Origin of the sequence: Mycobacterium sp. ITM-2016-00316 (genome assembly GCF_002968335.2) — a bacterium.
Lineage (GTDB): Bacteria > Actinomycetota > Actinomycetes > Mycobacteriales > Mycobacteriaceae > Mycobacterium.
Map to the genome: position 1 here is coordinate 615,026 of NZ_CP134398.1, position 21,526 is coordinate 636,551.

Annotated in this window: 21 protein-coding genes and 1 riboswitch; of the genes, 14 read left to right on the top strand and 7 right to left on the bottom strand. The window is 69.3% G+C overall.

Translation table 11 applies throughout. The features are described from left to right. Positions 1–28: 28 nt before the first annotated feature. Genes C6A86_RS02880 through glnX form a run of 3 tightly spaced genes read right to left on the bottom strand, consistent with a single transcriptional unit; the run spans position 29 to position 4,561 of the window. Positions 29–2,269: a serine/threonine-protein kinase PknG gene (locus C6A86_RS02880; protein ID WP_105364558.1), complete on the bottom strand. Its 2,241-nt coding sequence runs from the start codon at positions 2,267–2,269 to the stop codon at positions 29–31. Between the two features lie 13 nt (positions 2,270–2,282). Then, a complete protein-coding gene (locus tag C6A86_RS02885; RefSeq protein ID WP_105364557.1) occupies positions 2,283–3,242 on the bottom strand; it encodes a glutamate ABC transporter substrate-binding protein in 960 nt (319 codons plus the stop codon). Then, a complete protein-coding gene (gene glnX, locus C6A86_RS02890; protein WP_105364556.1) occupies positions 3,242–4,561 on the bottom strand; it encodes a protein kinase G-activating protein GlnX in 1,320 nt (439 codons plus the stop codon). Before glnX ends, C6A86_RS02885 begins: the two co-directional genes overlap by 1 nt. An 87-nt stretch (positions 4,562–4,648) precedes the next feature. On the opposite strand from glnX, the gene C6A86_RS02895 reads away from it, so the two are divergent. Next, complete coding sequence (locus C6A86_RS02895; RefSeq protein WP_105364555.1) at positions 4,649–5,128, top strand: NUDIX hydrolase; 480 nt, start codon at positions 4,649–4,651, stop codon at positions 5,126–5,128. Here the strand turns inward: C6A86_RS02895 and thiE are convergent. Continuing rightward, positions 5,100–5,771 carry a thiamine phosphate synthase gene (gene thiE / locus C6A86_RS02900; RefSeq protein ID WP_105364578.1) on the bottom strand — a complete coding sequence of 224 codons (672 nt, stop codon included), beginning with the start codon at positions 5,769–5,771 and terminating at the stop codon, positions 5,100–5,102. The genes C6A86_RS02895 and thiE overlap by 29 nt on opposite strands. A 12-nt stretch (positions 5,772–5,783) precedes the next feature. After that, positions 5,784–5,898, top strand: a riboswitch (TPP riboswitch). Here thiE and thiO point away from each other — a divergent pair. From thiO to C6A86_RS02965, 13 genes are all read left to right on the top strand, one after another. Continuing rightward, positions 5,865–6,893 (top strand): glycine oxidase ThiO, encoded by a 1,029-nt coding sequence (gene thiO / locus C6A86_RS02905; protein WP_396834637.1) that lies wholly within the window; start codon positions 5,865–5,867, stop codon positions 6,891–6,893. Its footprint overlaps the riboswitch before it by 34 nt. Further along, positions 6,890–7,087: a sulfur carrier protein ThiS gene (thiS, locus tag C6A86_RS02910; protein WP_105364554.1), complete on the top strand. Its 198-nt coding sequence runs from the start codon at positions 6,890–6,892 to the stop codon at positions 7,085–7,087. The genes thiO and thiS overlap by 4 nt, the downstream gene beginning before the upstream one ends. Positions 7,088–7,130: 43 nt before the next feature. Then, positions 7,131–7,838 carry a thiazole synthase gene (locus C6A86_RS02915; protein WP_396835250.1) on the top strand — a complete coding sequence of 236 codons (708 nt, stop codon included), beginning with the start codon at positions 7,131–7,133 and terminating at the stop codon, positions 7,836–7,838. After that, positions 7,835–8,593, top strand: coding sequence for an SGNH/GDSL hydrolase family protein (locus C6A86_RS02920; protein ID WP_199196291.1), 759 nt, complete (start codon positions 7,835–7,837; stop codon positions 8,591–8,593). Before C6A86_RS02915 ends, C6A86_RS02920 begins: the two co-directional genes overlap by 4 nt. Next, complete coding sequence (locus tag C6A86_RS02925) at positions 8,590–9,483, top strand: ABC transporter ATP-binding protein (protein WP_105364552.1); 894 nt, start codon at positions 8,590–8,592, stop codon at positions 9,481–9,483. Before C6A86_RS02920 ends, C6A86_RS02925 begins: the two co-directional genes overlap by 4 nt. Next, positions 9,480–10,223 (top strand): ABC transporter permease, encoded by a 744-nt coding sequence (locus C6A86_RS02930; protein ID WP_105364551.1) that lies wholly within the window; start codon positions 9,480–9,482, stop codon positions 10,221–10,223. The genes C6A86_RS02925 and C6A86_RS02930 overlap by 4 nt, the downstream gene beginning before the upstream one ends. A gap of 19 nt (positions 10,224–10,242) precedes the next feature. Next, on the top strand, positions 10,243–11,739 hold the full coding sequence (locus C6A86_RS02935) for a M28 family metallopeptidase (protein ID WP_105364550.1): 1,497 nt from the start codon (positions 10,243–10,245) through the stop codon (positions 11,737–11,739). Next, positions 11,736–13,145 (top strand): M28 family peptidase, encoded by a 1,410-nt coding sequence (locus C6A86_RS02940; RefSeq protein ID WP_105364549.1) that lies wholly within the window; start codon positions 11,736–11,738, stop codon positions 13,143–13,145. Before C6A86_RS02935 ends, C6A86_RS02940 begins: the two co-directional genes overlap by 4 nt. Before the next feature lie 6 nt (positions 13,146–13,151). Next, a complete protein-coding gene (locus C6A86_RS02945) occupies positions 13,152–13,412 on the top strand; it encodes a hypothetical protein (RefSeq protein ID WP_105364548.1) in 261 nt (86 codons plus the stop codon). Between the two features lie 20 nt (positions 13,413–13,432). After that, entirely contained in the window at positions 13,433–15,571 is a 2,139-nt protein-coding gene (locus C6A86_RS02950; protein ID WP_105364547.1) for an MMPL family transporter, read from the top strand. 60 nt (positions 15,572–15,631) lie between these two features. Further along, positions 15,632–16,699, top strand: a complete 1,068-nt coding sequence (locus tag C6A86_RS02955; protein ID WP_105364575.1) for a type III polyketide synthase — start codon at positions 15,632–15,634, stop codon at positions 16,697–16,699. Positions 16,700–16,703: 4 nt separating this feature from the next. Then, on the top strand, positions 16,704–17,198 hold the full coding sequence (locus tag C6A86_RS02960) for an isoprenylcysteine carboxyl methyltransferase family protein (protein ID WP_105364546.1): 495 nt from the start codon (positions 16,704–16,706) through the stop codon (positions 17,196–17,198). 10 nt (positions 17,199–17,208) lie between these two features. Continuing rightward, positions 17,209–18,234 (top strand): NAD(P)/FAD-dependent oxidoreductase, encoded by a 1,026-nt coding sequence (locus C6A86_RS02965; RefSeq protein WP_311101022.1) that lies wholly within the window; start codon positions 17,209–17,211, stop codon positions 18,232–18,234. Here C6A86_RS02965 and C6A86_RS02970 read toward each other — a convergent pair. Genes C6A86_RS02970 through thiD form a run of 3 tightly spaced genes read right to left on the bottom strand, consistent with a single transcriptional unit; the run spans position 18,170 to position 21,512 of the window. After that, positions 18,170–19,453 carry a uracil-xanthine permease family protein gene (locus C6A86_RS02970; RefSeq protein WP_199196049.1) on the bottom strand — a complete coding sequence of 428 codons (1,284 nt, stop codon included), beginning with the start codon at positions 19,451–19,453 and terminating at the stop codon, positions 18,170–18,172. The genes C6A86_RS02965 and C6A86_RS02970 overlap by 65 nt on opposite strands. Positions 19,454–19,455: 2 nt before the next feature. Then, on the bottom strand, positions 19,456–20,604 hold the full coding sequence (locus C6A86_RS02975) for an APC family permease (protein ID WP_105361601.1): 1,149 nt from the start codon (positions 20,602–20,604) through the stop codon (positions 19,456–19,458). 47 nt (positions 20,605–20,651) lie between these two features. Beyond that, positions 20,652–21,512, bottom strand: coding sequence for a bifunctional hydroxymethylpyrimidine kinase/phosphomethylpyrimidine kinase (gene thiD, locus C6A86_RS02980; RefSeq protein ID WP_105361602.1), 861 nt, complete (start codon positions 21,510–21,512; stop codon positions 20,652–20,654). Between the last annotated feature and the right edge of the window lie 14 nt (positions 21,513–21,526).

Here is a 21,526-nt window from a genome sequence, read left to right on the forward strand (position 1 = left end):
GCGGGCTGGAGCGGAGCGATCCGGGGAGTCAGAACGTGCTCGTGGGCCGCACGCTGTTGGCCAGATCGACCAGCGCGTAGCGGTGCTCCTGTGTCGGGGCGACCCGTGCCAGCCCGCGCAGTGCTGCCTCCACGCCGAGCTGCAGGCCGTGCTGGGTGAACGGGAACCCGAGAATGTGATTGGTGCTGGCGGTGTTGTCGGCCAGCCAGTCCATCGCGGTGCCCAGAACCAGCGCCCGGATCTGCAGCACCCGCGGCTCGCTCTCCGGAAGCGCCTCCACACGCCTTGCGGCACTGCGGATCTGCTGTTCGGACACCTCGCTGATGGATCGTCCGGACAGCAGCGTCACCGAGCTGGTGAGCCGTGCGACGGTGAAATGCCTTGAGGTGGGCGGAACCTGGTCGAGGGTGCGGACGGCGTCATCGCGCTCACCCTCCGCGGACTGGGCCCGGGCCAACCCGAATCCCGCCGATATGACGCCGTTGTCGGTGCGCCACACCGTCTGGTAGAACCGGCGCTCATCGGAGCTACCCGCCAGCTCGGCCGTGGCCGCCAGCGCCAGTTTGGGCGCCAACTCGCCGGGTAGCGTGTCCAGCACCTCGGTGAAATACTTTGTGGCGGTGTCATAGTCGGCGGTCAGCAGGGCTGCCACGCCGCGGAACCAGACCAGCCGCCAGCGCCAGCCGACCCGCTCGTACAGGTCGTCGAGCTTGCGGGTCGCCTTGGCGACATCGCCGAGGTCCAGCAGCGCCCGCGCCTCCATCAGCGGCAGCTCCACCGATTCGGACAGATCGATACCCTCGGAGTCCAGCGTGCCGTGCCGCGCCGCCCGCAGTGAATCGAGGGTCTGCACAGGCTGACTGAGCACGGTGGCGGACAGGATGGGGGCGCCGACATCGGCCGGGTCGACCAGCGGAACCTGTAGCGCCTTCACGATCTCCGGCGCGGTGAGCTTCTCCGAGTGCACCTGACCGTCCAGGTATACATCGGTGTGCGCGACCAGCAGGTCGACGCCGAAGGTGGATCGCGGCGGGCTGAAGACGGTGGACAGGCCCGACCGGGCCACCCCGGTGTCCTGGGCGACGACCTCGCGCAGCACGCCCAGCAACTGGCTGGACATCTCGTCGGCACTGGCGAAGCGGCGATGCGGATCCGGGTCGATCGCCCGGCGCAGCAACCGGGCGAACGAGTCGTATTTGGCCAGCACCGGGTCGTCTTCGGGCAGGCCGTCCACATAGCGGCCCTTGCGGGTACGCAGCTTCAGGGTGAGCGCGGCCAGCGTGCGCCCCACGGTGTAGATGTCGGTCTGGACCGTTGGCCCGGTACGCACGATCTCCGGTGCCTGGTAACCCGGTGTGCCGTAGAGGTATCCGAACGAGTTGATCCGCGACACCGCACCGAGGTCGATGAGCTTGAGCTGCTCGGCGGTGATCATGATGTTCTCGGGCTTCAGGTCGTTGTAGACCAGGCCGAGGGAGTGCAGGTATCCCAGCGCGGGCAGGATCTCCATCATGTAGGCGATCGCCTGCGCCACCGGCAGTTTGGCGTCCTTGGGCTGTTTGAGCGAGGTGCCGCCGACGTACTCCATCACGATATAGCCGACCGGCTCACCGTGTTTGTCGGCATGCTCGACGAAGTTGAAGATCTTCACGATCGACGGATGGGTCACCTCGGCGAGGAACTGCCGCTCGGCCATGGCGGCGGTCTGCGCCTCGGCGTCGCCGGAATGCACCAGGCCCTTGAGCACGACCGGCCGTCCGTTCACGTTGGTGTCGAAGGCCAGATACACCCAGCCGAGACCGCCGTGCGCGATACAGCCCTTGATCCGGTACTGGTCGGCGACCATGTCGCCGGGACTGAGTTGCGGCAGGAACGAGAACGGGCTGCCGCAGCGCGGGCACACCCCTTCGGACCGGGCCGGCCCGTCCTTTGTGGCGCGCCCGACCGGCCGGTTGCAGTTCCAGCAGAACCGTTTCGCCTCGGCCACCACCGGATTGGTCATCAGCGCCGTCAGCGGGTCGCGCTCGTAGACACGGGGCACCTCGACCAGGCCGCCACCGAGACGGCGGATGGGCGAGCGCGGCCGGGTCAGCGACGTCATGCCCTCGGACGGTTCGGTGGACACCGTGGACGCGCGGTCGGTGTCGTCGAAGTCGGGCCGGTACACGGCCTGGGTGGCCATGGGGCGAATCGTCGCGATCGAATCCTCCTCATAGTCTTCGAGGTCGGACAGCGCGGCGGGCTGGGTGCCGGGGTCGTCGTCGTTCATCAGCAGCGGCTCATCAGTCGGAATACCTCGCCACCGGGGGCGCCGGAGTGGGCCCGAGCACCGTCAACCACTTGCGGTACAGCGTATTCCAGGTGCCGTCGCGGCGAATGCGTTCCAATGTGCCGTTGACGAAGCGGACCAGGCCGGGGTTGTCCTTGTTGACGCCGATCCCGTAGGGCTCCTGGTTCATGCTGGGGCCGACGATGTGCAGGTAGGGATCCTGGCTCACCAGGCCGGCGAGGATCGAGTCGTCGGTGCTGACCGCGTCGACCTGCCGTTGCTGCAGCGCCACCAGGCAGTCCGCCCATGTCACCACGTCCACCAGGTTCACCGGCGGCTGGATCTGCTGGACGCGCGTGCGGGAAGTGGTGCCCTTCACCGCGCACACCCGCTTGCCGGACAGGTCGCTGGCCTGCCGGATCGGCGAGTCGCGCGGGGCCAGGATGCGCTGGTTCGCCGACAGGTACTCGGTGGAGAAGTCGACCTGCTCGCGGCGTTCGCAGGTGATGCTCATGGTCTTCACCACGATGTCGACCTGATTGTTCTCCAGCGCCTCGATCCGGTCCGCCGAGGACAGGATGCGGTACTCCACCTGAGAGGGGGTGCCGAAGATGTCGCGGGCCACCTCGCCGGCGATGTCGACGTCGAACCCGGTGATCTCACCGGTGATGGGATCGCGGAAGGAAAACAGGTTGCTGCCGATGTCGAGCCCGACGATCAACCGGCCCCGGTTGCGGATGTTCTCCACCGCGTCATCGGCCTGGGCGCGGTTGGGGAAGGGGCGCAGGCTCGCGGTCCGGTCGCAGTCGTCGTTGTCCGGCAACGCGGGCGGACTCGTCTCCGGCGGGGACTCCTCCATCCCGGCCGGCGTGGGCGGGGCCAGTGTCACCGCGGGAATCGGGTCGACCGTGGAGGCCTGCTGGCAGCCGGTCAGCACCGCTGCGGTGATCAGAACGCCCAGGAGTTTCTTCACTAGCGGTACTCGCTGAGTCGCGGCCACAGCCCGAGCGCCACGGCGAAGGCCGCGATCACGCTGAGCGCCGCGGCGCCGACCGTCGCCCCCGACAGCACCCGGCGGGCGTTGACGATATCGGAGCGCAACTGGCCGCGGCTCTCCTCGATGGCCTTGGCCAGCGCGGCGTCCAGACTGGCGAAGGCCGGGGTGGAGTTGTCCTCGCCGGTTCCCAATGCCACCTGGGTGGCGGCCTGGTAGTCGCCGACCGAGATGTAGGCGTTGATCCGGTCGTTGGAGGCGCGCCACTTGCGCAGCAGATCTCCGGCGTCGGCCAGATCTTGTTTGTCGATGTCGTTGTTGGCGTTCAAGAACGTGTTCAGCTGCTGCTGCATGCTGTCGATGCGCTGGTAGTAGGACTGCTTGCGAACGTCCTCGTCGCCGCGGCGTACCAACGCCAGGGTCTCGTCGGCACGTGCCTGCTGCGCGGTGATGGCCATCGTGGTCACCGTCTTGAGCGACTGTGCCGCAGTGTTTTTGGCGCTGCGACTGTCGGAGGTGGAGATGACGAGTGCGGTGCCCACCCACACCACCATAATCAGCACGGCCAGTCCGCCCGCCACGAAACCGATGTTGACCCGTCGGCGGGTCCGCTTGGTCAGCCACCTGTTGGCGAACAACCCGAACATGACGGTGGCGAGCACCACCAGGATGACCGGCGCGGGGATGCGGGTGGAGGCTGTCGTCTCGGCGTCCACCCGTGCCGAGGTCGACTCGTAGAGCCGCTGTGCGTCGGGCAGGATCTTGGACTGCATCAGGGCCGACGCTTCGGACAGGTAGGAGGAGCCCACCGGATTGCCCGCGCGGTTGTTGGTCCTGGCGGTTTCGACCAGGCCGGTATAGACGGCCAACTCGGCGTTGACCCGGCCCAGCAGTTCGATCATGGGTTCGGTGGTCAGCCCGGCAGAGGCGCGGGTGACGGCCACCGAGGCATCGGTGATGGCCTGTTCATAGCGCTGCCGAACGTCCTGCGGCTCGGCGCCTGCGATGAAGGCGGTCGCGGCGGCCGCGTCGGCGACCGACAGCGTCGTGTACAGCTGACCGGCGGCGAAGGCCAGCGGTTCGCTGTGGTCGAGCACCGTGGTGAGCGCTTCCTGGCGATCGTTGATCGTCGTCGAGGTCGCGAACGCGCACGCGATGACGAGGGCGGACAGCACCACGCCGATGGTCAGGATGCGCCCGGGCGTGGTCCAGAGAAACCACCAGCGCGGGTGCACGGGGTTGGTCGGCGAACGTGAAGCCAGCGGTTCGGTCGACGGGTGCGCCAACTCCACGCTCACGTGTTAGCCGACCTCCTCGGTGTTTCTAAGAAGTCTAAGAGACATTGGAGTGACGTGTGGGAATTCACGTGCCCCTATTCTGATGTCGTGCACGGTGACGGTGACGGTTGGGTGGTATCGGACGGTGGCGGCCACTTCTGGGGACGTCACGGGGCGGCCGGACTACTGCTGCGCGCACCCGGTCCCGACGGTACCTTTGCCGTGCTGTTGCAGCATCGAGCCCCGTGGAGCCACCAGGGCGGCACCTGGGCGTTACCCGGTGGAGCCCGCGACAGCCACGAGTCCGTCGAAGAGGCGGCGGTCCGGGAGGCGTTCGAGGAGGCCGGGGTCCAGGCCGCTCAGATGACGGTGCGGGTCTGCGTCGTCACCCACGAGGTGCCGGGCTGGACCTACACCACCGTCATCGCCGATGCCGCCGAGCAGCTGCACACCACCCCGAACCGGGAGAGTTCCGAGCTGCGCTGGGTGCCCGAACACGAGGTGGCACAGCTGCCGCTGCATCCCGGTTTCGCCGCCAGCTGGGAACGGCTGCGCACGGTTACCGCTGAGATCCCATTGATTTCTTGAGCGCCAGGGCCGCCGCCTGCGGATCCTCGGCCGCGGTGATGGCGCGCACCACGACAACGCGGCGAGCGCCGGCTTCCAAGACCTCGGGCAGCCGCTGCTCGTCGATCCCGCCGATCGCGAACCACGGTTTTGCCGGGGTCAACGCGGCCACCTGCCGGATCAGATCCAGCCCCGGCGCGCTGCGCCCCGGTTTGGTCGGGGTGGGCCAGCACGGTCCGACGCAGAAGTAGTCCACCGCCTCGTCGATCGCGGCGGCGACCTGACCGGCATCGTGGGTGGAGCGCCCGATCACCGGTGCGGGCCCGATGACGTCGCGCGCGATGTCCAACGGCAGATCGTCCTGGCCGAGGTGCAACACATCGGCCACGGCCGCCCGCGCGATATCGGCGCGGTCGTTGACCGCGAACAGCGCGCCGTGGCGGCGGGCCGCATCGGCGAGCACCGCCAGCGCGTCGAGTTCCTGGCGGGCCTCCAGCGGACCGAACCGCTGCTCGCCCGCCGAGCCCTTGTCCCGCAGCTGGATGATGTCCACCCCGCCGGCCAGCGCCGCGTCCGCGAACTCGGCCAGGTCACCGCGTTCGCGCCGGGCATCCGTGCACAGGTACAGCGACGCGGTCGTGAGGCGTTCGAGGCGATCGGACACCCGAGTATCCTGACAGCTGAACACGGGAGTCCCGGGACCGGGGACTGAGAGTGGGCGCGCGACCGGCCCTGACCGTCGTACCTGATCCGGGTCATGCCGGCGAAGGGAGAGGACATGATGGCTGGATCTCTTGCCGTGATCGGCGGCGGTGTCATCGGTCTGTCGGTGGCTCGGCGCGCCGCGCAGGACGGCTGGTCGGTGCGCGTGCACCGGACCGAGGCGCGCGGCGCTTCCTGGGTGGCCGGCGGCATGCTGGCCCCGCACAGCGAGGGCTGGCCGGGGGAGGACGCGCAGCTGGCGATCGGCCTCGAATCCCTCAAGCTCTGGCATGCCGGGTTCCTGGACGGGCTGCCCCCCGAGGTGGTGACCGCCCACGAATCGCTGGTGGTGGCGGTCGACCGGGCCGATGTCGCGGACCTCAAGACGGTGGCCGACTGGTTGTCCGGGCAGGGGCACCCGGTCACGGTGACGACGGCCGCCCGTGATGTCGAACCGCTGCTGGCCCAGGGCATCCGGCACGGCTTTGTCGCCGATACCGAACTGGCCGTGGACAATCGGGCATTGGTCGCGGCCCTGGAGCGGGCCTGTGCGGAGCTCGGTGTGCAGTGGGCGCCGCCGGTCGACGAGCTGGCCGCAGTGGACGCCGATCAGCGGGTGATCGCCAACGGGATCGACGCGCCCACCCTGTGGCCGGGTCTGGCGGTGCACCCGGTCAAGGGCGAGGTGCTGCGGCTGCGCTGGCGCAAGGGCTGTATGCCGTTGCCGCAACGCGTCGTTCGGGCCCGCGTGCACGGCAGGGCGGTATACCTGGTGCCGCGCGGCGACGGGGTGGTGGTGGGCGCCACCCAGTACGAGCACGGCCGCGACACCGCTCCGGTGGTCCGCGGTGTGCGGGATCTGCTCGACGATGCCTGCGCGGTGATGCCCGCGCTGGGCGAGTACGAACTCGCCGAGTGCGCGGCCGGATTGCGCCCGATGACACCGGACGGGTTGCCGCTGGTCGGTAGGCTCGACGAGTGCACGCTGGCCGCCACCGGCCACGGACGCAACGGTTTTCTGCTGGCGCCGTGGACGGCCGAGCGGATTGCCACGGAACTTGTAGCAGGCAGAGGGGCGACATGATCTTGCTGGTCAACGGGGAGGAAGCCGATGTGCCCGACGGCACCACGGTCGAGGAATTGGTGAACCAGTTGGGTTTTCCGGAGAAAGGTATCGCGGTGGCGGTGGACTGGGAGGTGCTGCCCAGGTCGTCGTGGCACACCGCGCTGGCCGGCGGCGCCCGGGTGGAAGTGGTGACGGCGGTGCAGGGTGGCTGAGGCACTCACGATCGCGGGCCGGGAGTTCGGCTCCCGGCTGATCATGGGCACCGGTGGTGCGGCGAACCTGGCCGTGCTCGAGGAGGCGCTGATCGCCTCGGGCACCGAACTGACCACCGTCGCCATGCGCCGTGTCGATGCCGAATCCGGTACCGGCGTCCTGGATCTGCTCAACAGGCTGGGGATCACCCCGCTGCCGAACACGGCCGGCTGCCGCGGCGCGGCCGAGGCGGTGCTCACCGCCCAGCTGGGCCGTGAGGCGCTGGGCACCGAATGGGTGAAGCTGGAGGTGATCGCCGACGAGCGCACCCTGCTGCCCGATGCGATCGAGTTGGTCAGGGCCGCAGAACAACTGGTGGATGACGGCTTCATCGTGCTGCCCTACACGAACGACGATCCGGTGCTGGCTCGACGCCTCGAGGACACCGGCTGCGCGGCCGTCATGCCGCTGGGCTCACCCATCGGCACCGGCCTGGGCATCGCGAACCCGCACCATATCGAGATGATCGTCGACGCGGCGAACGTCCCGGTGATCCTGGACGCGGGCATCGGTACCGCCAGTGACGCCGCGCTGGCGATGGAATTGGGCTGCGACGCCGTGCTGCTGGCCACCGCGGTGACCCGCGCCGCCGATCCGGCCGCGATGGCCGCCGCGATGGCGGCCGCCGTCACCGCAGGACATCTGGCCCGGCACGCCGGGCGGATCCCGAAGCGTTTCTGGGCGCAGGCATCGAGCCCCGCCATCCTGTGACCCGATACGTGGCGCTGGGCTCGTCGATGGCGGCCGGGCCCGGCATCCCGCCAACGGCGCCCGGGTCGCCGCTGCTGGCGATGCGTTCGCAGCGCAACTATCCGCACCTCGTCGCGCAACGCCTGGACCTGGAACTGGTCGACGTGACCTATTCCGGCGCCACCACCGCCAACATCCTGACCGAACGCCAGCACGGCGAACCTCCGCAGGTCGATGCGCTCGACGGGTCCGAGGCGCTGGTCACGGTCACCATCGGCGGTAACGACGTCGGCTACGTGCCGATGCTGTGCGCGGCGGCACTGCCCGCGCCGTTGCGGTGGCTGCCGCCGCTGCGCGGTATGCGGAATGCCGGCGCGCGCGAGCGGGCGCTGGCCGCGGTGGCCGACGAACTCATCGAGGTCGGCCGGGTCATCCGGCATCGCTGCCCACAGGCCCGGGTGATGTTCGTCGACTATCTGACGCTGCTACCGCCACAGGGCGCCGCGCGCCCGCTGTCGGCCACCGATACCGCGCGGGGACGGATGGTCGCCGCGGAGCTGGAACGGCTGACGGGTGCTGCTGCGGAGGCCACCGGCTGCGAGCTGGTCCGGGCCGCGCAGGCCAGCCGGGACCACCACCCGTGGTCGGCGCAGCCCTGGACGAACCTGCCGAGCAGATTCCCGGTGCCGATCCCCGGCCACACCGCGCCGCTGCACCCCAACGCCGAGGGCATGCGTGCGGTGGCCGACCTGGTCGTGGGAGAGTTCCAATCGTGATCGAACTGACCGGTCTGACAAAAACTTTCGCCTCGGTCAGGGCTGTCGACGAGTTGACCTGCACCATCGAGCCCGGTGTGGTGACCGGTTTCCTCGGGCCCAACGGTGCGGGCAAGTCGACCACGATGCGGATGATCGTCGGGCTGGACCGGCCCAGTGCCGGCACCGTCACCGTCGCCGGCCGGCCCTACCACGAACACAAGCACCCGCTGCGCACCGTCGGCGCACTGCTGGATGCCCGGCAGGTGCATCCGAACCGCACCGCGCGATCGCACCTGCGGTGGATCGCGGCGACCAACCGGATTCCGGTGCGCAGGGTCGACGAGGTGCTCGCCGAGGTCGGTCTGACCGAGGTGGCCGGCAAACAGGCCGGCGCGTTCTCGCTGGGCATGCTGCAGCGCCTCGGTATCGCGGCTGCCCTTCTCGGCGACCCGCAGGTGCTGTTGTTCGACGAACCGGTCAACGGGCTGGATCCCGAAGGCATCCGCTGGATCCGGACACTGATGCGGGGCCTGGCCGCCGAGGGCCGGACCGTGTTCGTGTCCAGCCATCTGCTGGCCGAAATGGCCAACACCGCCGACCGGGTGCTGGTGATCGGGCGTGGCCGGTTGATCACCGCCACCACCATGTCCGAATTCCTGAATCAGGCGGACACGGTCCGGGTGCGCAGCCCGCAGATCGACCGGCTGGCCGCCCTGTTGCCGGGAGCCCGTCGTGACGGTGCGGCGCTGCTGGTCGACGGCAGCAGCACCGAACAGGTCGGTGAACTGGCCGCGGCACACGGCATCGTGCTGCACGAACTGGCCGCGCAGGCCGCGTCCCTGGAGGAGGCCTATATGAATCTCACCGACGGGGCCGTGCAGTACCGGGCGGGTGGCGGGCAGCCATGACGATCACCGCCGAACGCATCAAACTCACCAGCACCCGCTCGCCCCTGTGGCTGGCGCTCACCGTGGTCGGGATCAGCCTGGCCTTGGCCGCCGTCCAGGCTGCGGCGGCGCTGCCCTACAGCGTGGTGGGCCCGGACCGGGCGGTGCTCGGGGTGGCGATGTTCGGCGTCCCGGTGCTGATGATCCTGTCCGCGCTGACCGTGACCGGGGAGTACCGGACCGGGATGATCCGCACGACGTTCATGGCGACGCCACGCCGATCCCGGGTGCTGGTCGCGAAAGCCGTTGTCACCATGGTGTTCTCCGGGGTGCTCGCCGCCGTTATGTCGCTGGGTTCGCTGCTGCTGGTGCGGGCGATGCTCGACGAGCGCCAGGGCGCGCAGCTGGCGCTCACCGCCTGGGCACCGTGGCGCACCGTCGGGGCGGTGACGTTGTATGCCGTGCTGGCCGCGCTGCTGGCGGTGGGTCTCGGCGCGTGCGTACGCCACAGCGCCGCGGTGATCGCGATCCTGCTGCTGCTGCCGTTCGTGCTGGAACCGCTGCTCGGGGCCATCCCGGGTGTCGGAGGCAGAGTGGGCCCGCTGCTGCCATTCGCTAATGCCAACGCATTCACCGAAATTCCGTGGTTGCAGACCTTTTCAATGTGGTGGGGTCCGCTGGGCTCGGCCGTCTACTTCGCCGCGGTGGCGGCAGCGGTGTTCGCCACGGCTGTCGCCGTCGTCGCCCGGCGCGATCCCTGAGTCGGCTACCGTGGGGCTCATGCAGTTCACGTCACGGTCCCTGGTGGCCATGCTGTCGGTGGCCACCCTCGCCGTGGGTGTCAGCGGCTGCGGCAAGGATGCACCGTCGGCGTCGCGGGTGGACGCGACGGCATACGCCGACGAGATCGGCCAGAGCCTCAGTACCGACGCCATGATGGGGCACCTGACCCGACTGCAGGAGATCGCCGACCAGCACGACGGTAACCGGGCGATGGGCACCCCCGGCTATCAGGCCAGCGTCGACTACGTGGTGAACCTGCTGCGGGACAAGGGTTTCGACGCGAAGACCGAAGAGTTCGAGGTGCGACTGCCGTTCGCCGAGGAACCGGATGTGACGGTGGCGGGCAGCAAGGTCGGCGCCAAGGGCATGTCCTTCACAGTCGGCACCGGTCCGCAGGGTGTGTCCGGCCCGCTGGTCGCCGCGCCCGCCGACGACAGCCCGGGCTGCGCCGACGCCGACTACGAGGGCCTGCCGGTACAGGGGGCAGTGGTGCTGGTGGACCGCGGGACCTGTCAGTTCGGCGAGAAGGCCGGCATCGCCGCCAAACGGGGAGCGGTCGCACTGCTCATCGCCGACAACGAGGACCGCCCCGTCGAGGAGTTCGGCGGCACCCTCGGCAGCAGGACCACGGTCAAGATCCCGGTCCTGGCGATCACCGAGGCCGAGGGCGCCCGGTTGCGCGCCAACCCCGGCGAGGCCACCGTGAAACTCACGGCCGGTGTCAATGTCGAGAAGACCAGCAACGTGATCGCCCAGACCACGACCGGATCCACCGAGAACGTCGTCATGGTGGGTGCCCACCTGGACAGCGTGCCCGAGGGGCCGGGGATCAACGACAACGGCTCGGGTGTGGCCGCGGTGTTGGAGACCGCGCTGCAGATGGGTAGCTCGCCGGATGTCCAGAACGCGGTTCGCTTCGGGTTCTGGGGCGCCGAGGAACTCGGCCTACTGGGCTCGGCGGACTACGTCGGCAGGCTGGATGCCGAGGCACTCAAGGACATCGCGCTCTACCTGAACTTCGACATGGTGGGTTCGCCGAATCCGGGCTACTTCACCTATGACGGAAACCAGTCCGCACCACCGGCGGCCGACGGGAGCGTCCCCCGGGTTCCGGAGGGCTCCGCCGGGATCGAACGCCTGCTGGTCGGGTACCTCGACGGCGCGGGTAAGCCCGCAGAGGACACCAGCTTCGACGGGCGCTCCGATTACGATGCCTTCACCCAGGCCGGCATCCCTTCCGGTGGACTGTTCTCCGGCGCCGACGGGAACATGACCGCCGAGCAGGCCGAGCGCTGGGGCGGAAACGCCGACCAGCCGTTCGATCCCAACTATCACAAGGCGACCGACACCCTCGAGCACATCGACCGCACCGCCCTTGAGATCCTGGGCCGCGGAGTCGGCTACTCGACGGCGCTCTACGCGCAGGACATCGGCGGCCGCAACGGAGTTCCGGTGCGCGAGGACCGTACCCGGCACGCACAGTCGGCCTCATGAGACAAGCGCTGGTGGTCGTGACCGCTGCGCTGATGCTGGCATCGTGTTCGACGGCACCGCCACCCGCGCCCGCCGACCCGGCCCGCGACCTCGCGGGCAAGGTGACCGCCGATGCCATCTTCGGCCACCTCGAGGAACTCAACGGTATCGCCGGAGCGAACCGGGGCAACCGGGCGGTCGGCACACCCGGGTACGAGGCCACCGTCGACTATGTCGCCGGTGTGCTGCGTGACGGCGGATTCGAGGTCAGCACACCGGAATTCGAATGGCTCAAGATGGGCGACCCGGGAAAGCCGACCCTGCAGATCGGCGGCCGCAGCTACCCCGTCACGCAGGCATCCCCACTCGCGGGGACCCCGCGCGGCGGAGTCAGCGGCCCGTCCCTGCGGCCCCGCAAAGCCGCCGGGTGCGCCGCCGCGGACTACGGCGACGTGCGCGGTGCGCTGGCGATCGTCGACGACACCGGGTGTTCGGTGGTCGTCAAACAGAACGCGGCCGTCGCCAAGGGCGCGGTCGGCCTGTTGGTGGTGAGCGCCGGCGGTACCAAGGGGCTGTTCGAGCCCGGCTACTACCAGAAGCTCACGCTGCCGGTCGCCGTCATCGACCGCACCACCGACGCCGCGTTGCGCCGCACCACCGCGCCGGTCCGGCTGACCCTCGACGCGCAGGCCTCCGTGGCGACATCACGCAATGTCATCGCCCAGACCACCACCGGCGACACCACCAATGTGGTGATGGCCGGCGCCAACCTGGACAGCGCGCCCCGCAGCCCCGGGATCAACGACAACGGCACCGGGGTGGCGGCGTTGCTGAGCATCGCCGCCGCGCTGGGGCCGACACCCGCGGATGGCAACGCCGTCCGATTCGCCTTCTGGGGGTCCGAGAGTCTGGGCGCGGCAGGCAAATACGTCTCCGGCCTGGACGCGGGCCAGCTCGACGACATCGCCGTCTACCTGGATGCGGACATGCTCGGCTCGCAGAACGCCGGTTTCTTCACCTATGACGGTGACCAGTCCGCCGCGGCCAACGAGGCTCCCGAGGGTTCGGCCGGGATCGAGCGCACCCTGGCCGGCTACCTCAACCTTGCCGGTGTCCGGCCCGCCGACATCCCGCTCGACAACGCCGGCGACTACGGCCCGTTCCTTACCGCGGGCGTGCCGATCGGTGGCCTGACCACCGGATCGAACCAGCAGAAGAGCGCCGTGCAGGCCCGGCTCTGGGGTGGGCGCGCCGGGGCCGCCTTCGACCCCAATCACGGCACCGCCCGCGACGACATCGAGAACGTCGACCACCGCGCGCTGTCGATCACCGGACCGGCGCTGGCCTTCGCCATTGGCACCTATGCGCATTCGATCGAGGGCGTCAACGGTGTCCCGGCCCGGGACCGCCGACACCGCCAAGGATGAGGACACATGTATCTGCGCATCGATCCCCGCACCACCCCGCCGCTGATCGAGGTCGTCGAACCCGAGGATTTCACCTCCTTCAAGGTCGTGGTGGTCACCGCATCGCACTCCTGGGTGGATCCCGCTGACCTGACTGCACTCGCCGGGCGCACCGGCGACCCCGACTGGCAGCAGAAGCTGGCGGGCATGGTCTCCTACGCCGAGTCCAAGGGCTGGCTCGACGAGAAGGGCCGCATCCGCGCCCACGTGGAGACCCAGGAGGGGTAGCCATCGGGCACCATGAGCCGGTGGAAAAACCCGGCGTTCTGGAACGCCTCGCCCGTCTTGCCCTGGCTGCGCCCCGACGGATCCTCGCCGTCGCCGCACTGGCCGCGGTCGCGGCGGCGATCTTCGGTGTGCCGGTCACCCAGAAGCTGACCGCCGGCGGATTCCAGGATCCCGGCGCGGAATCCAGCCAGGCGGCCGAACTGCTGACCGGCAGGTTCGACCAGGGCGACATGCAGTTGCTGATCGTCGTGTCGGACCCGTCGGGCGCCATGAGTCCCGAGGCCCGCCGGGTGGGGACCGAGATCGTGTCGGCGTTGCGGGACTCCGAGCATGTGGCCGAGGTGAGTTCGCCGTGGACCGTGCCGCAACCCGCCGCCGCGGAACTGCTCACCCGGGACGGCACCGCGGGACTGATCGTCGCCGGTATCACCGGGGGCGAGAAGTACGCCCAGAACCACGCCAAGGAGCTCGTCGACAGCCTGGTCCACGACCGGGACGGGGTGCGCGTGCAGGCCGGTGGCCTGGCCATGGTGAACACCCAGATCACCGAGCAGTCACAGCGCGACCTGCTGGTGATGGAGTCGATCGCCATCCCGTTCAGCTTCCTGGTTCTGGTGTGGGTGTTCGGTGGGCTGCTCGCCGCCGCGGTGCCGGTGGTGGTCGGTGTGATGGCGATCCTCGGTTCGCTGGCGGTGCTGCGGCTGATCACGATGGCCACCGATGTGTCGGTGTTCGCCCTGAATCTCTGCATGGCAATGGGGCTGGCGCTGGCCATCGATTACACGTTGCTGATGATCAGCCGCTACCGCGACGAACTGGCCGACGGAGCCGCCCCCGAGGACGCCCTGATGCGGATGATGGTGACGGCGGGGCGCACCGTGGTGTTCTCGGCGACGACGGTGGCGTTGCCGATGTCCACGCTGGTGCTGTTCCCGATGTACTTCCTGAAGTCTTTCGCCTACGCCGGGGTGGCGACCGTGGTGTTCGCGGCGATCGCTGCGTTGGTGCTCACCCCGGCGGCCGTCGTGCTGCTCGGTGACCGGGTCAAGGGCCGGCGCGCGCGGGAGCCCAAACCCGTCGAGGCACAGTTCTGGTACCGCTCAACCAAGTTCGTGCTGCGCCGCGCCGCCTCGATCGGCCTGGCGGTGGTGGTGTTGCTGGTTTTGCTGGGGCTGCCGTTCACCGGGGTCAAATGGGGTTTCCCCGATGACCGGGTGCTGCCGGCCGGCGCGTCGGCGCATCAGGTCGGCGACCGTCTCAGACAGGATTTCGCACACAACTCGGCGACCGATATCAGCGTCGTCATCCCCGATTCGACCGGGCTGACACGCACCGACCTGGACCGCTATACGGCTGAATTGTCCGCAGTGCCCGAGGTTTCGGCGGTCTCACCCCCGGTGGAACGCGACGGCAGCATGTTCCTGCGGGTGTCCAGTTCGGCGCCGTTGTTCTCCGACGCCTCGGCGGCGCAGCTGGACCGGTTGCACGAGGTGACCGGCCCGGCCGGCCGTCAGGTGTTGCTGGGCGGGGTCGCCCAGACCGATCGGGACAGTGTGGACGCGATCGGCGCGAAGCTGCCGCTGGTGCTCGGGCTGATCGCGGCCATCACGTTCTGTCTGCTGTTCCTGCTCACCGGCAGTGTGGTGCTCCCACTGAAAGCGGTTGTGCTGAACATCTTGTCGCTGACTGCCACTTTCGGTGCGATGGTGTGGATCTTCCAGGACGGGCACCTCGGCGCGCTGGGCACCACGCCCACCGGCACACTGGTCGCCAACATCCCGGTGCTGCTGTTCTGTATCGCCTTTGGGTTGTCGATGGACTACGAGGTGTTCCTGCTCGCCCGGATCCGCGAGTACTGGCTGGCCTCGGGGCGCACCTCGGCCGATGTCGGGGAGAGCGTGGCGCTCGGGCTGGCACGTACCGGTCGCGTGGTTACCGCTGCCGCACTTGTGATGTCGATCTCGTTTGCCGCACTGATTGCGGCAAATGTGTCTTTCATGCGGATGTTCGGTCTGGGGCTGACATTGGCGGTGTTGATGGACGCCACGCTGGTGCGAATGGTCCTGGTACCGGCGTTCATGCAGTTGATGGGGCGCTGGAACTGGTGGGCGCCCAAGCCATTGGCCCGGCTGCATGACCGGATCGGACTGAATCACTGACGGATTGAACCCAACGGCGTAGCACCCCGTAATCAGGGTATGGCCACTAATCTCGCCGGAATGCCCAATTACAGCACGATCGCCGGTGTGCACGGGGTGCTGCCCCCGCACCGTTACACCCAGGACGAGATCACCGAGGCGCTGCTTGCCCTGCCCGGATACGAGGGTCTCGAAGACGCCGTTCGCGGACTGCACAAGAGCGCCAAGGTGAACAGCAGGTATCTGGTCCGGCCACTGGAAGAGTATGCGGCACTGACCGATTTCGGCGAGGCGAACAATCTTTTCATAGAGCACGCAACCGAACTCGGGTGTGCTGCGCTGGCCGGCGCGCTCGACGAGGCGGGCCTGCGGCCCGAGGACGTCGACCTGATCATCACCACCACGGTGACCGGCGCGGTGGTGCCGTCGCTGGACGCCCGGATCGCAGGCCGGCTCGGGCTGCGCGCCGATGTGCGCCGGATCCCGATCTTCGGGCTCGGCTGTGTGGCCGGCGCGGCCGGGATCGCCCGGCTGCACGACTACCTGCGCGGTGCGCCCGACAAGGTGGCGGTGCTGGTGTCGGTGGAGCTGTGTTCGCTCACGCGCAAACACCATCCGTCCATGCCGACGCTGGTGGCCGGTGCGCTGTTCGGCGACGGTGCCTCGGCGGTGGTGGCCGTCGGCGCCCAGCGGGCCGAGCAACTGAACCCGACCGGGCCGGATGTGCTGGACTCGCGCAGCCACCTGTACCCGGACTCGCTGCACGCGATGGGCTGGGACATCGGCACGAACGGTTTCGAGATCGTGCTCAGCGCGGAGGTGCCGTCCTTCGTCGGGCGCTACCTCGGTGACGATGTCACCGGATTCCTTGGTGCACATGACCTCACGGTCCCCGATATCGGTACCTGGGTCAGCCATCCCGGCGGCCCGAAGGTGATCGAGGCCATCATCGACACGCTGTCGCTGCCGGCGGACGCCCTGGACCTGACCTGGCAGTCGCTCGCCGAGATCGGCAACCTGTCCTCCTCGTCGGTGCTGCACGTGCTGCGCGACACCATCCGCAAACGGCCGACCGCGGGCACCCCCGGTGTACTGATGGCGATGGGGCCGGGCTTCTGCTCCGAACTCGTGCTGCTGCGGTGGCGTTGATCCGATGAGGGCATTCGTCGCACTGATCCTGCTGGTCGCGGTGGAGCGGGTGGCCGAACTGGTGGTGTCCAAGCGCAACCTCGATTGGAGCAGGGCCAACGGCGGCCGCGAATACGGGGCCGGGCACTACCCGGTGATGGTGGCGCTGCACACCGGCCTGCTGGCCGGGGCGGTGCTGGAGGCGCGCACGCGCAGGCGCTGGATCTGGCCGGCGTTCTGGGTGGTGGTGGTCGCCCAGGCGCTGCGCTGGTGGTGCATCACCACCCTCGGTAAGCAGTGGAACACCAGGGTGGTCGTGGTGCCGGGCGCGCCACGCATCGTCGGTGGTCCGTATCGCCTTGTGCCGCATCCCAATTACGTGGCCGTGATCCTCGAGGGAGCCGCGCTGCCGCTGGTGGGTGGCGCCTGGATCACCGCGGGGGTGTTCTCGGTGGCCAACGCACTGCTGCTGCGCACCCGGATCCGGGTGGAGAACGAAGCACTGCAGGGTCTGACATGAGCGCGTTGACGTGATCGATCTGCTGGTGGCCGGCGGCGGGCCCGCGGGCCTGGTCACCGCCGCGCACGCTGCGCGCGCGGGCCTGCAGGTCGTCGTCGTCGAGCACCGGCGCGGGCCCATCGACAAGGCCTGCGGTGAGGGTCTGATGCCGCACTCCCTGGCCCACCTGGACCGGCTCGGGGTGGAACTCGAAGGCCGGGCGTTTTACGGCATCCGCTACCTCGACGGACGCCGCACCGCCGAGGCCCGGTTCGCCAACGGTCCAGGCCGCGGGGTGCGCCGCACCGTGCTGCACGACGCGCTGTCCAAGGCCGTCGCCGACGCCGGGGTCCAGGTGGTGCACGGTGAGGTCGGCGCGGTCACCCAGGACGCAACCTCGGTGAGCGCCGCGGGATTCCGGGCCCGCTACCTGGCCGCGGCGGACGGTCTGCACTCACCGATCCGCCGCTCGCTGGGGCTGTCGGGCGAGGAGCCGAAGCGCCGTCGCTGGGGCATCCGCCGACACGTCCAGATCGCGCCGTGGTCGGACTGCGTGGAGGTGCACTGGGGCCGGCGACCGGAGGCCGGGGAAGTGTATGTGACCCCGGTCGGCGATGACTGCGTGGGCGTGGCGATCCTGAAGTCCACCCGCGGCGGCTTCGAGGACCATCTTCGGCAGTTCCCGGCCCTGATGGATCGGCTGCACGGTCTGCCGCACGGGCAGGACCGGGCGGCCGGGCCGCTGCGCCAGAAGGTCCGGCACCGCAGGGCCGGGCGGGTGCTGCTGGTCGGTGATGCCGCCGGCTATGTGGACGCCCTGACCGGTGAGGGCATGGGTCTGGCATTTGGCGCGGCCGAACTGCTGGTGAAGTGCATCGTGGACGATCGCACCGCGGACTACGACCGCCGGTGGCGCACGCTCACCCGCCGGTACCGACTCCTGACCGCGGGCCTGCTGCACGCCACCGGGATCCGTCCGGTGCGGGCCGCCATCACTCCGGTGTCGGCGGCGCTTCCTGCGGTGTTCTCGACTGTGGTGAACGCGCTGGGCGAATAGCGCCCAGCCCGGTCATCCCGTGGTAGACGACCAGCGCCGCGATGGCGCCCAGCGAGATGCCGGTGAACGTCAACGTGCCTGCCTGCCAGGTGAAGTCGGCGATGCCGATGATCAACGGGATGGCGGCGGTCATCTGGTTGACCGGCTTGGAGAAGTCCACCTGGTTGGTCAGCCAGATCCGGATGCCGAGCACCCCGACCAGGCCGTAGAGCACGATGGTCGCCCCGCCGAGCACGCCCGGCGGAATGGCCGAGATCGTCGCACCCACCTTGGGGCACAGCGACAAGACGATGGCGACCACGGCGGCCACCCAGTAGGCGGCCGTCGAATAGATACGGGTGGCGGCCATGACGCCGATGTTCTCGGCGTAGGTGGTGGTGGCCGAGCCGCCGCCGGCGCCGGCGAGCACGGTGGCCACCCCGTCGGCGGCCAGCGCCTTGCCCATCAGCGGGTCCAGGTCGGTGCCCGTCATCTGGCCCACGGACTTCACGTGCCCGATGTTCTCGGCGACGAGCGCGATGACCGCGGGCAGGAACAGCGGCAGCACGGCGAGGCTGAAAGTTGGTGTCTGGAACTGTGGCAGCCCGATCCAGGCCGCCTGCGCGATGCCCGACGTATCGACCTCACCGAGCGCCAGGGCCAACAGATATCCGATCACCACCGCCAGGAAGATCGCGAGCCGGCCGATGAGGCCCTTGAAGAAGGCCAGCGCGCCGACCAGCAGCACCAGCGTGACCAGGCCGACCAGCGGGCCCTGTTCGAAGTTCGTCTTCGCCGCCGGAGCCAGGTTGAACCCGATCAATGCGACGATCGCGCCGGTGACCACCGGGGGCAGCGCCAGATCCAGCCAGCGGGTGCCGATCACGTGCACGACCCCGCCGATCAGGATGAGCAGGAGCCCCACCGCGATCAGGCCGCCCAGCGCGGAACCGGTGCCTTGCGCGGTGACCGCGGCGGTGACCGGGGCGATGACCGCGAAGCTCGACCCCAGATAGCTGGGTAGCCGGTTGCCGGTGATCAGCAGGAACAGAATCGTGCCGACACCGGAGAACAGCAGGGTGGTGGCGGGCGGGAAGCCGGTCAGCACCGGCACCAGGAACGTCGCCCCGAACATCGCGACGACATGCTGGGCGCCGATCCCGAGGGTGCGCGGCCAGCTCAGTCGTTCATCGGGGGCGACGACATCGGCATCGGGTCCCACGTATTTCCAGCGCAGCATGGTCACGAGTGTCGACTACACACCAGCATCGCGCCCACCGCAATCACAGCGAGACCGATCAGCACCGACGTCGCCGGCAGCGTGAAGGCGAGCAGCAGGCAGCCGGCCAGCCCCAGCGCGGGGATGACCCGACGTCGTGGTTGCAGCGTCCAGGCACTGGCATTGGCGATCGCGTAGTAGACCAGCACCGCGAACGACGAGAAACCGATCGCCCCGCGGATGTCGACGAAGGCCACCAATACGGCGACGACCACCCCCACGGCCACCTCCGCGCGGTGCGGACCACCGAAGCGCGGATGCACCACCGCCAGGGCGGCGGGCAGGTACCGGTCGCGGGCCATCGCCAGGGTGGTGCGTGAGACTCCGAGGATCAGTGCCAGCAGCGAGCCCAGCGCGGCCACGGCAGCTCCGACCCGGACCACCGGGGCGAGTTCGGGGTGCCCGGCCGCCGTCACCGCGTCGGCCAGCGGTGCGGTCGCCGACGCCAGCCCGGAGCTGCCCAGTACCGACAGCACCGCAACGGCGACGGTCGCGTAGACCAGCAGGGTGATGCCGAGCGCGATGGGAATGGCCCGGACGATGGTGCGTGCCGGGTCGCGAACCTCCTCGCCGAGGGTGGCGATCCGTGCGTAACCGGCGAAGGCGAAGAACAACAGACCCGCGGCCTGCAGTACACCCCACCCGTCGACGTCCGCGGCGACGCTCAGCCGGGCCGCCTCGCCCGCGCCGGCCAGCGCGACCACCACGGCGGCCAGCACCGCGAGCACCGTCGCGACAATGATCCTGGTGAGCAGCGCCGACTTCTGCACGCCGGCATAGTTGACCGCGGTGAGGGCGATGACCGCTCCGACCGCGACGGCGTGCGCGGCCTCCGGCCAGGCGTAGACCCCGATGGTGAGCGCCATCGCCGCGCATGAGGCTGTCTTGCCGACGATGAAGCTCCAGCCGGCCATGTGACCCCAGAACGCGCCGAGCCGTTCCCGCCCGTAGACATAGGTACCGCCGGACTGCGGATACAGCGCCGCGAGCCGGGCCGAGGAGGTCGCATTGCAATAGGCGACCGCGGCGGCCAGTGCCAGACCGATGAGCAGCCCGGAGCCCGCGGCGGCCGCGGCAGGCCCGAGAGCCACGAAGATGCCCGCCCCGATCATCGAGCCCAAACCGATGACGACGGCGTCGAAGACGCCGAGAGTGCGCTTCAGCGGTCACCTTTCGTCGCGCTCAGGCGGGCCATGCCGTTGACCGGTCCGTGGCCCCGGCCGATCGGGTACGCCGTCCGGATGCACTCGGTGACCCACACCTTGGCAAAGCTGACGGCCTCAGGAACGGTGTGGCCGTGCGCCAGCGCGGCGGCGATCGCCGCGGCGAGGGTATCACCGGCGCCGTGGTCGTGCCGGGTGTCGACCCGGGCGGCGGCGAACCGATGGAAGTCCGCGCCGTCGAACAGCAGATCGGAGCTGACCGGGGAGTTGCGCAGGTGACCGCCCTTGACCAGTGCCCAGCGCGGGCCCAGCGCGTGCAGGGCCCGGGCGGCGTCGCGTTGCGTCTGCTCGTCGACGACGTCGATGCCGACGAGCAGACGCACCTCGTCGAGATTCGGTGTCACCAGCGTGGCCAACGGGATCAGGTCATCGCGCATCGCGTCGAGCGCGCTGGGATGCAGCAGTGGTTCGCCGACGTTGGAGGCACAGACCGGGTCGACCACCAGCGGGACGGCGCCGTCGAGCCGTTCGGCACGCCAGGTCGCCACGATGGTCTCGATGATGGCGGTGGAGGCCAGCATGCCGGTCTTGGCCGCCTCGATGCCGATATCGGAGGCCACCGCGCTGATCTGCCCCGCCACCACATCGACGGGGATCTCGTGAAAGCCTTGGACGCCCAACGAATTCTGCACCGTCACAGCCGTCACCGCGGCGCATCCGTGCACTCCGAGCATGGCGAAGGCGCGCATATCGGCCTGCAGTCCGGCGCTGCCACCGGAGTCGGATCCGGCGATTGTCAGGATCCGCCTCGGCGTCTGCCCCGGTGCGGGCAGTGCAAGCTCGTCGAGGTCGGTCATGACACGAACCTGTG

Bases quoted from the DNA above. Each gene is read 5' to 3' on its own strand.
- thiO (WP_396834637.1), top strand. From the start codon at position 5,865: ATGCCGGCGAAGGGAGAGGACATGATGGCTGGATCTCTTGCCGTGATC.
- C6A86_RS02930 (WP_105364551.1), top strand. From the start codon at position 9,480: ATGACGATCACCGCCGAACGCATCAAACTCACCAGCACCCGCTCGCCC.
- C6A86_RS02915 (WP_396835250.1), top strand. From the start codon at position 7,131: ATGGGCACCGGTGGTGCGGCGAACCTGGCCGTGCTCGAGGAGGCGCTG.
- C6A86_RS02970 (WP_199196049.1), bottom strand. From the start codon at position 19,453: ATGCTGCGCTGGAAATACGTGGGACCCGATGCCGATGTCGTCGCCCCC.
- C6A86_RS02955 (WP_105364575.1), top strand. From the start codon at position 15,632: ATGCCCAATTACAGCACGATCGCCGGTGTGCACGGGGTGCTGCCCCCG.
- C6A86_RS02945 (WP_105364548.1), top strand. From the start codon at position 13,152: ATGTATCTGCGCATCGATCCCCGCACCACCCCGCCGCTGATCGAGGTC.
- C6A86_RS02975 (WP_105361601.1), bottom strand. From the start codon at position 20,604: ATGATCGGGGCGGGCATCTTCGTGGCTCTCGGGCCTGCCGCGGCCGCC.
- thiS (WP_105364554.1), top strand. From the start codon at position 6,890: ATGATCTTGCTGGTCAACGGGGAGGAAGCCGATGTGCCCGACGGCACC.
- C6A86_RS02940 (WP_105364549.1), top strand. From the start codon at position 11,736: ATGAGACAAGCGCTGGTGGTCGTGACCGCTGCGCTGATGCTGGCATCG.
- C6A86_RS02880 (WP_105364558.1), bottom strand. From the start codon at position 2,269: ATGAACGACGACGACCCCGGCACCCAGCCCGCCGCGCTGTCCGACCTC.
- thiD (WP_105361602.1), bottom strand. From the start codon at position 21,512: ATGACCGACCTCGACGAGCTTGCACTGCCCGCACCGGGGCAGACGCCG.
- C6A86_RS02935 (WP_105364550.1), top strand. From the start codon at position 10,243: ATGCAGTTCACGTCACGGTCCCTGGTGGCCATGCTGTCGGTGGCCACC.
- C6A86_RS02960 (WP_105364546.1), top strand. From the start codon at position 16,704: ATGAGGGCATTCGTCGCACTGATCCTGCTGGTCGCGGTGGAGCGGGTG.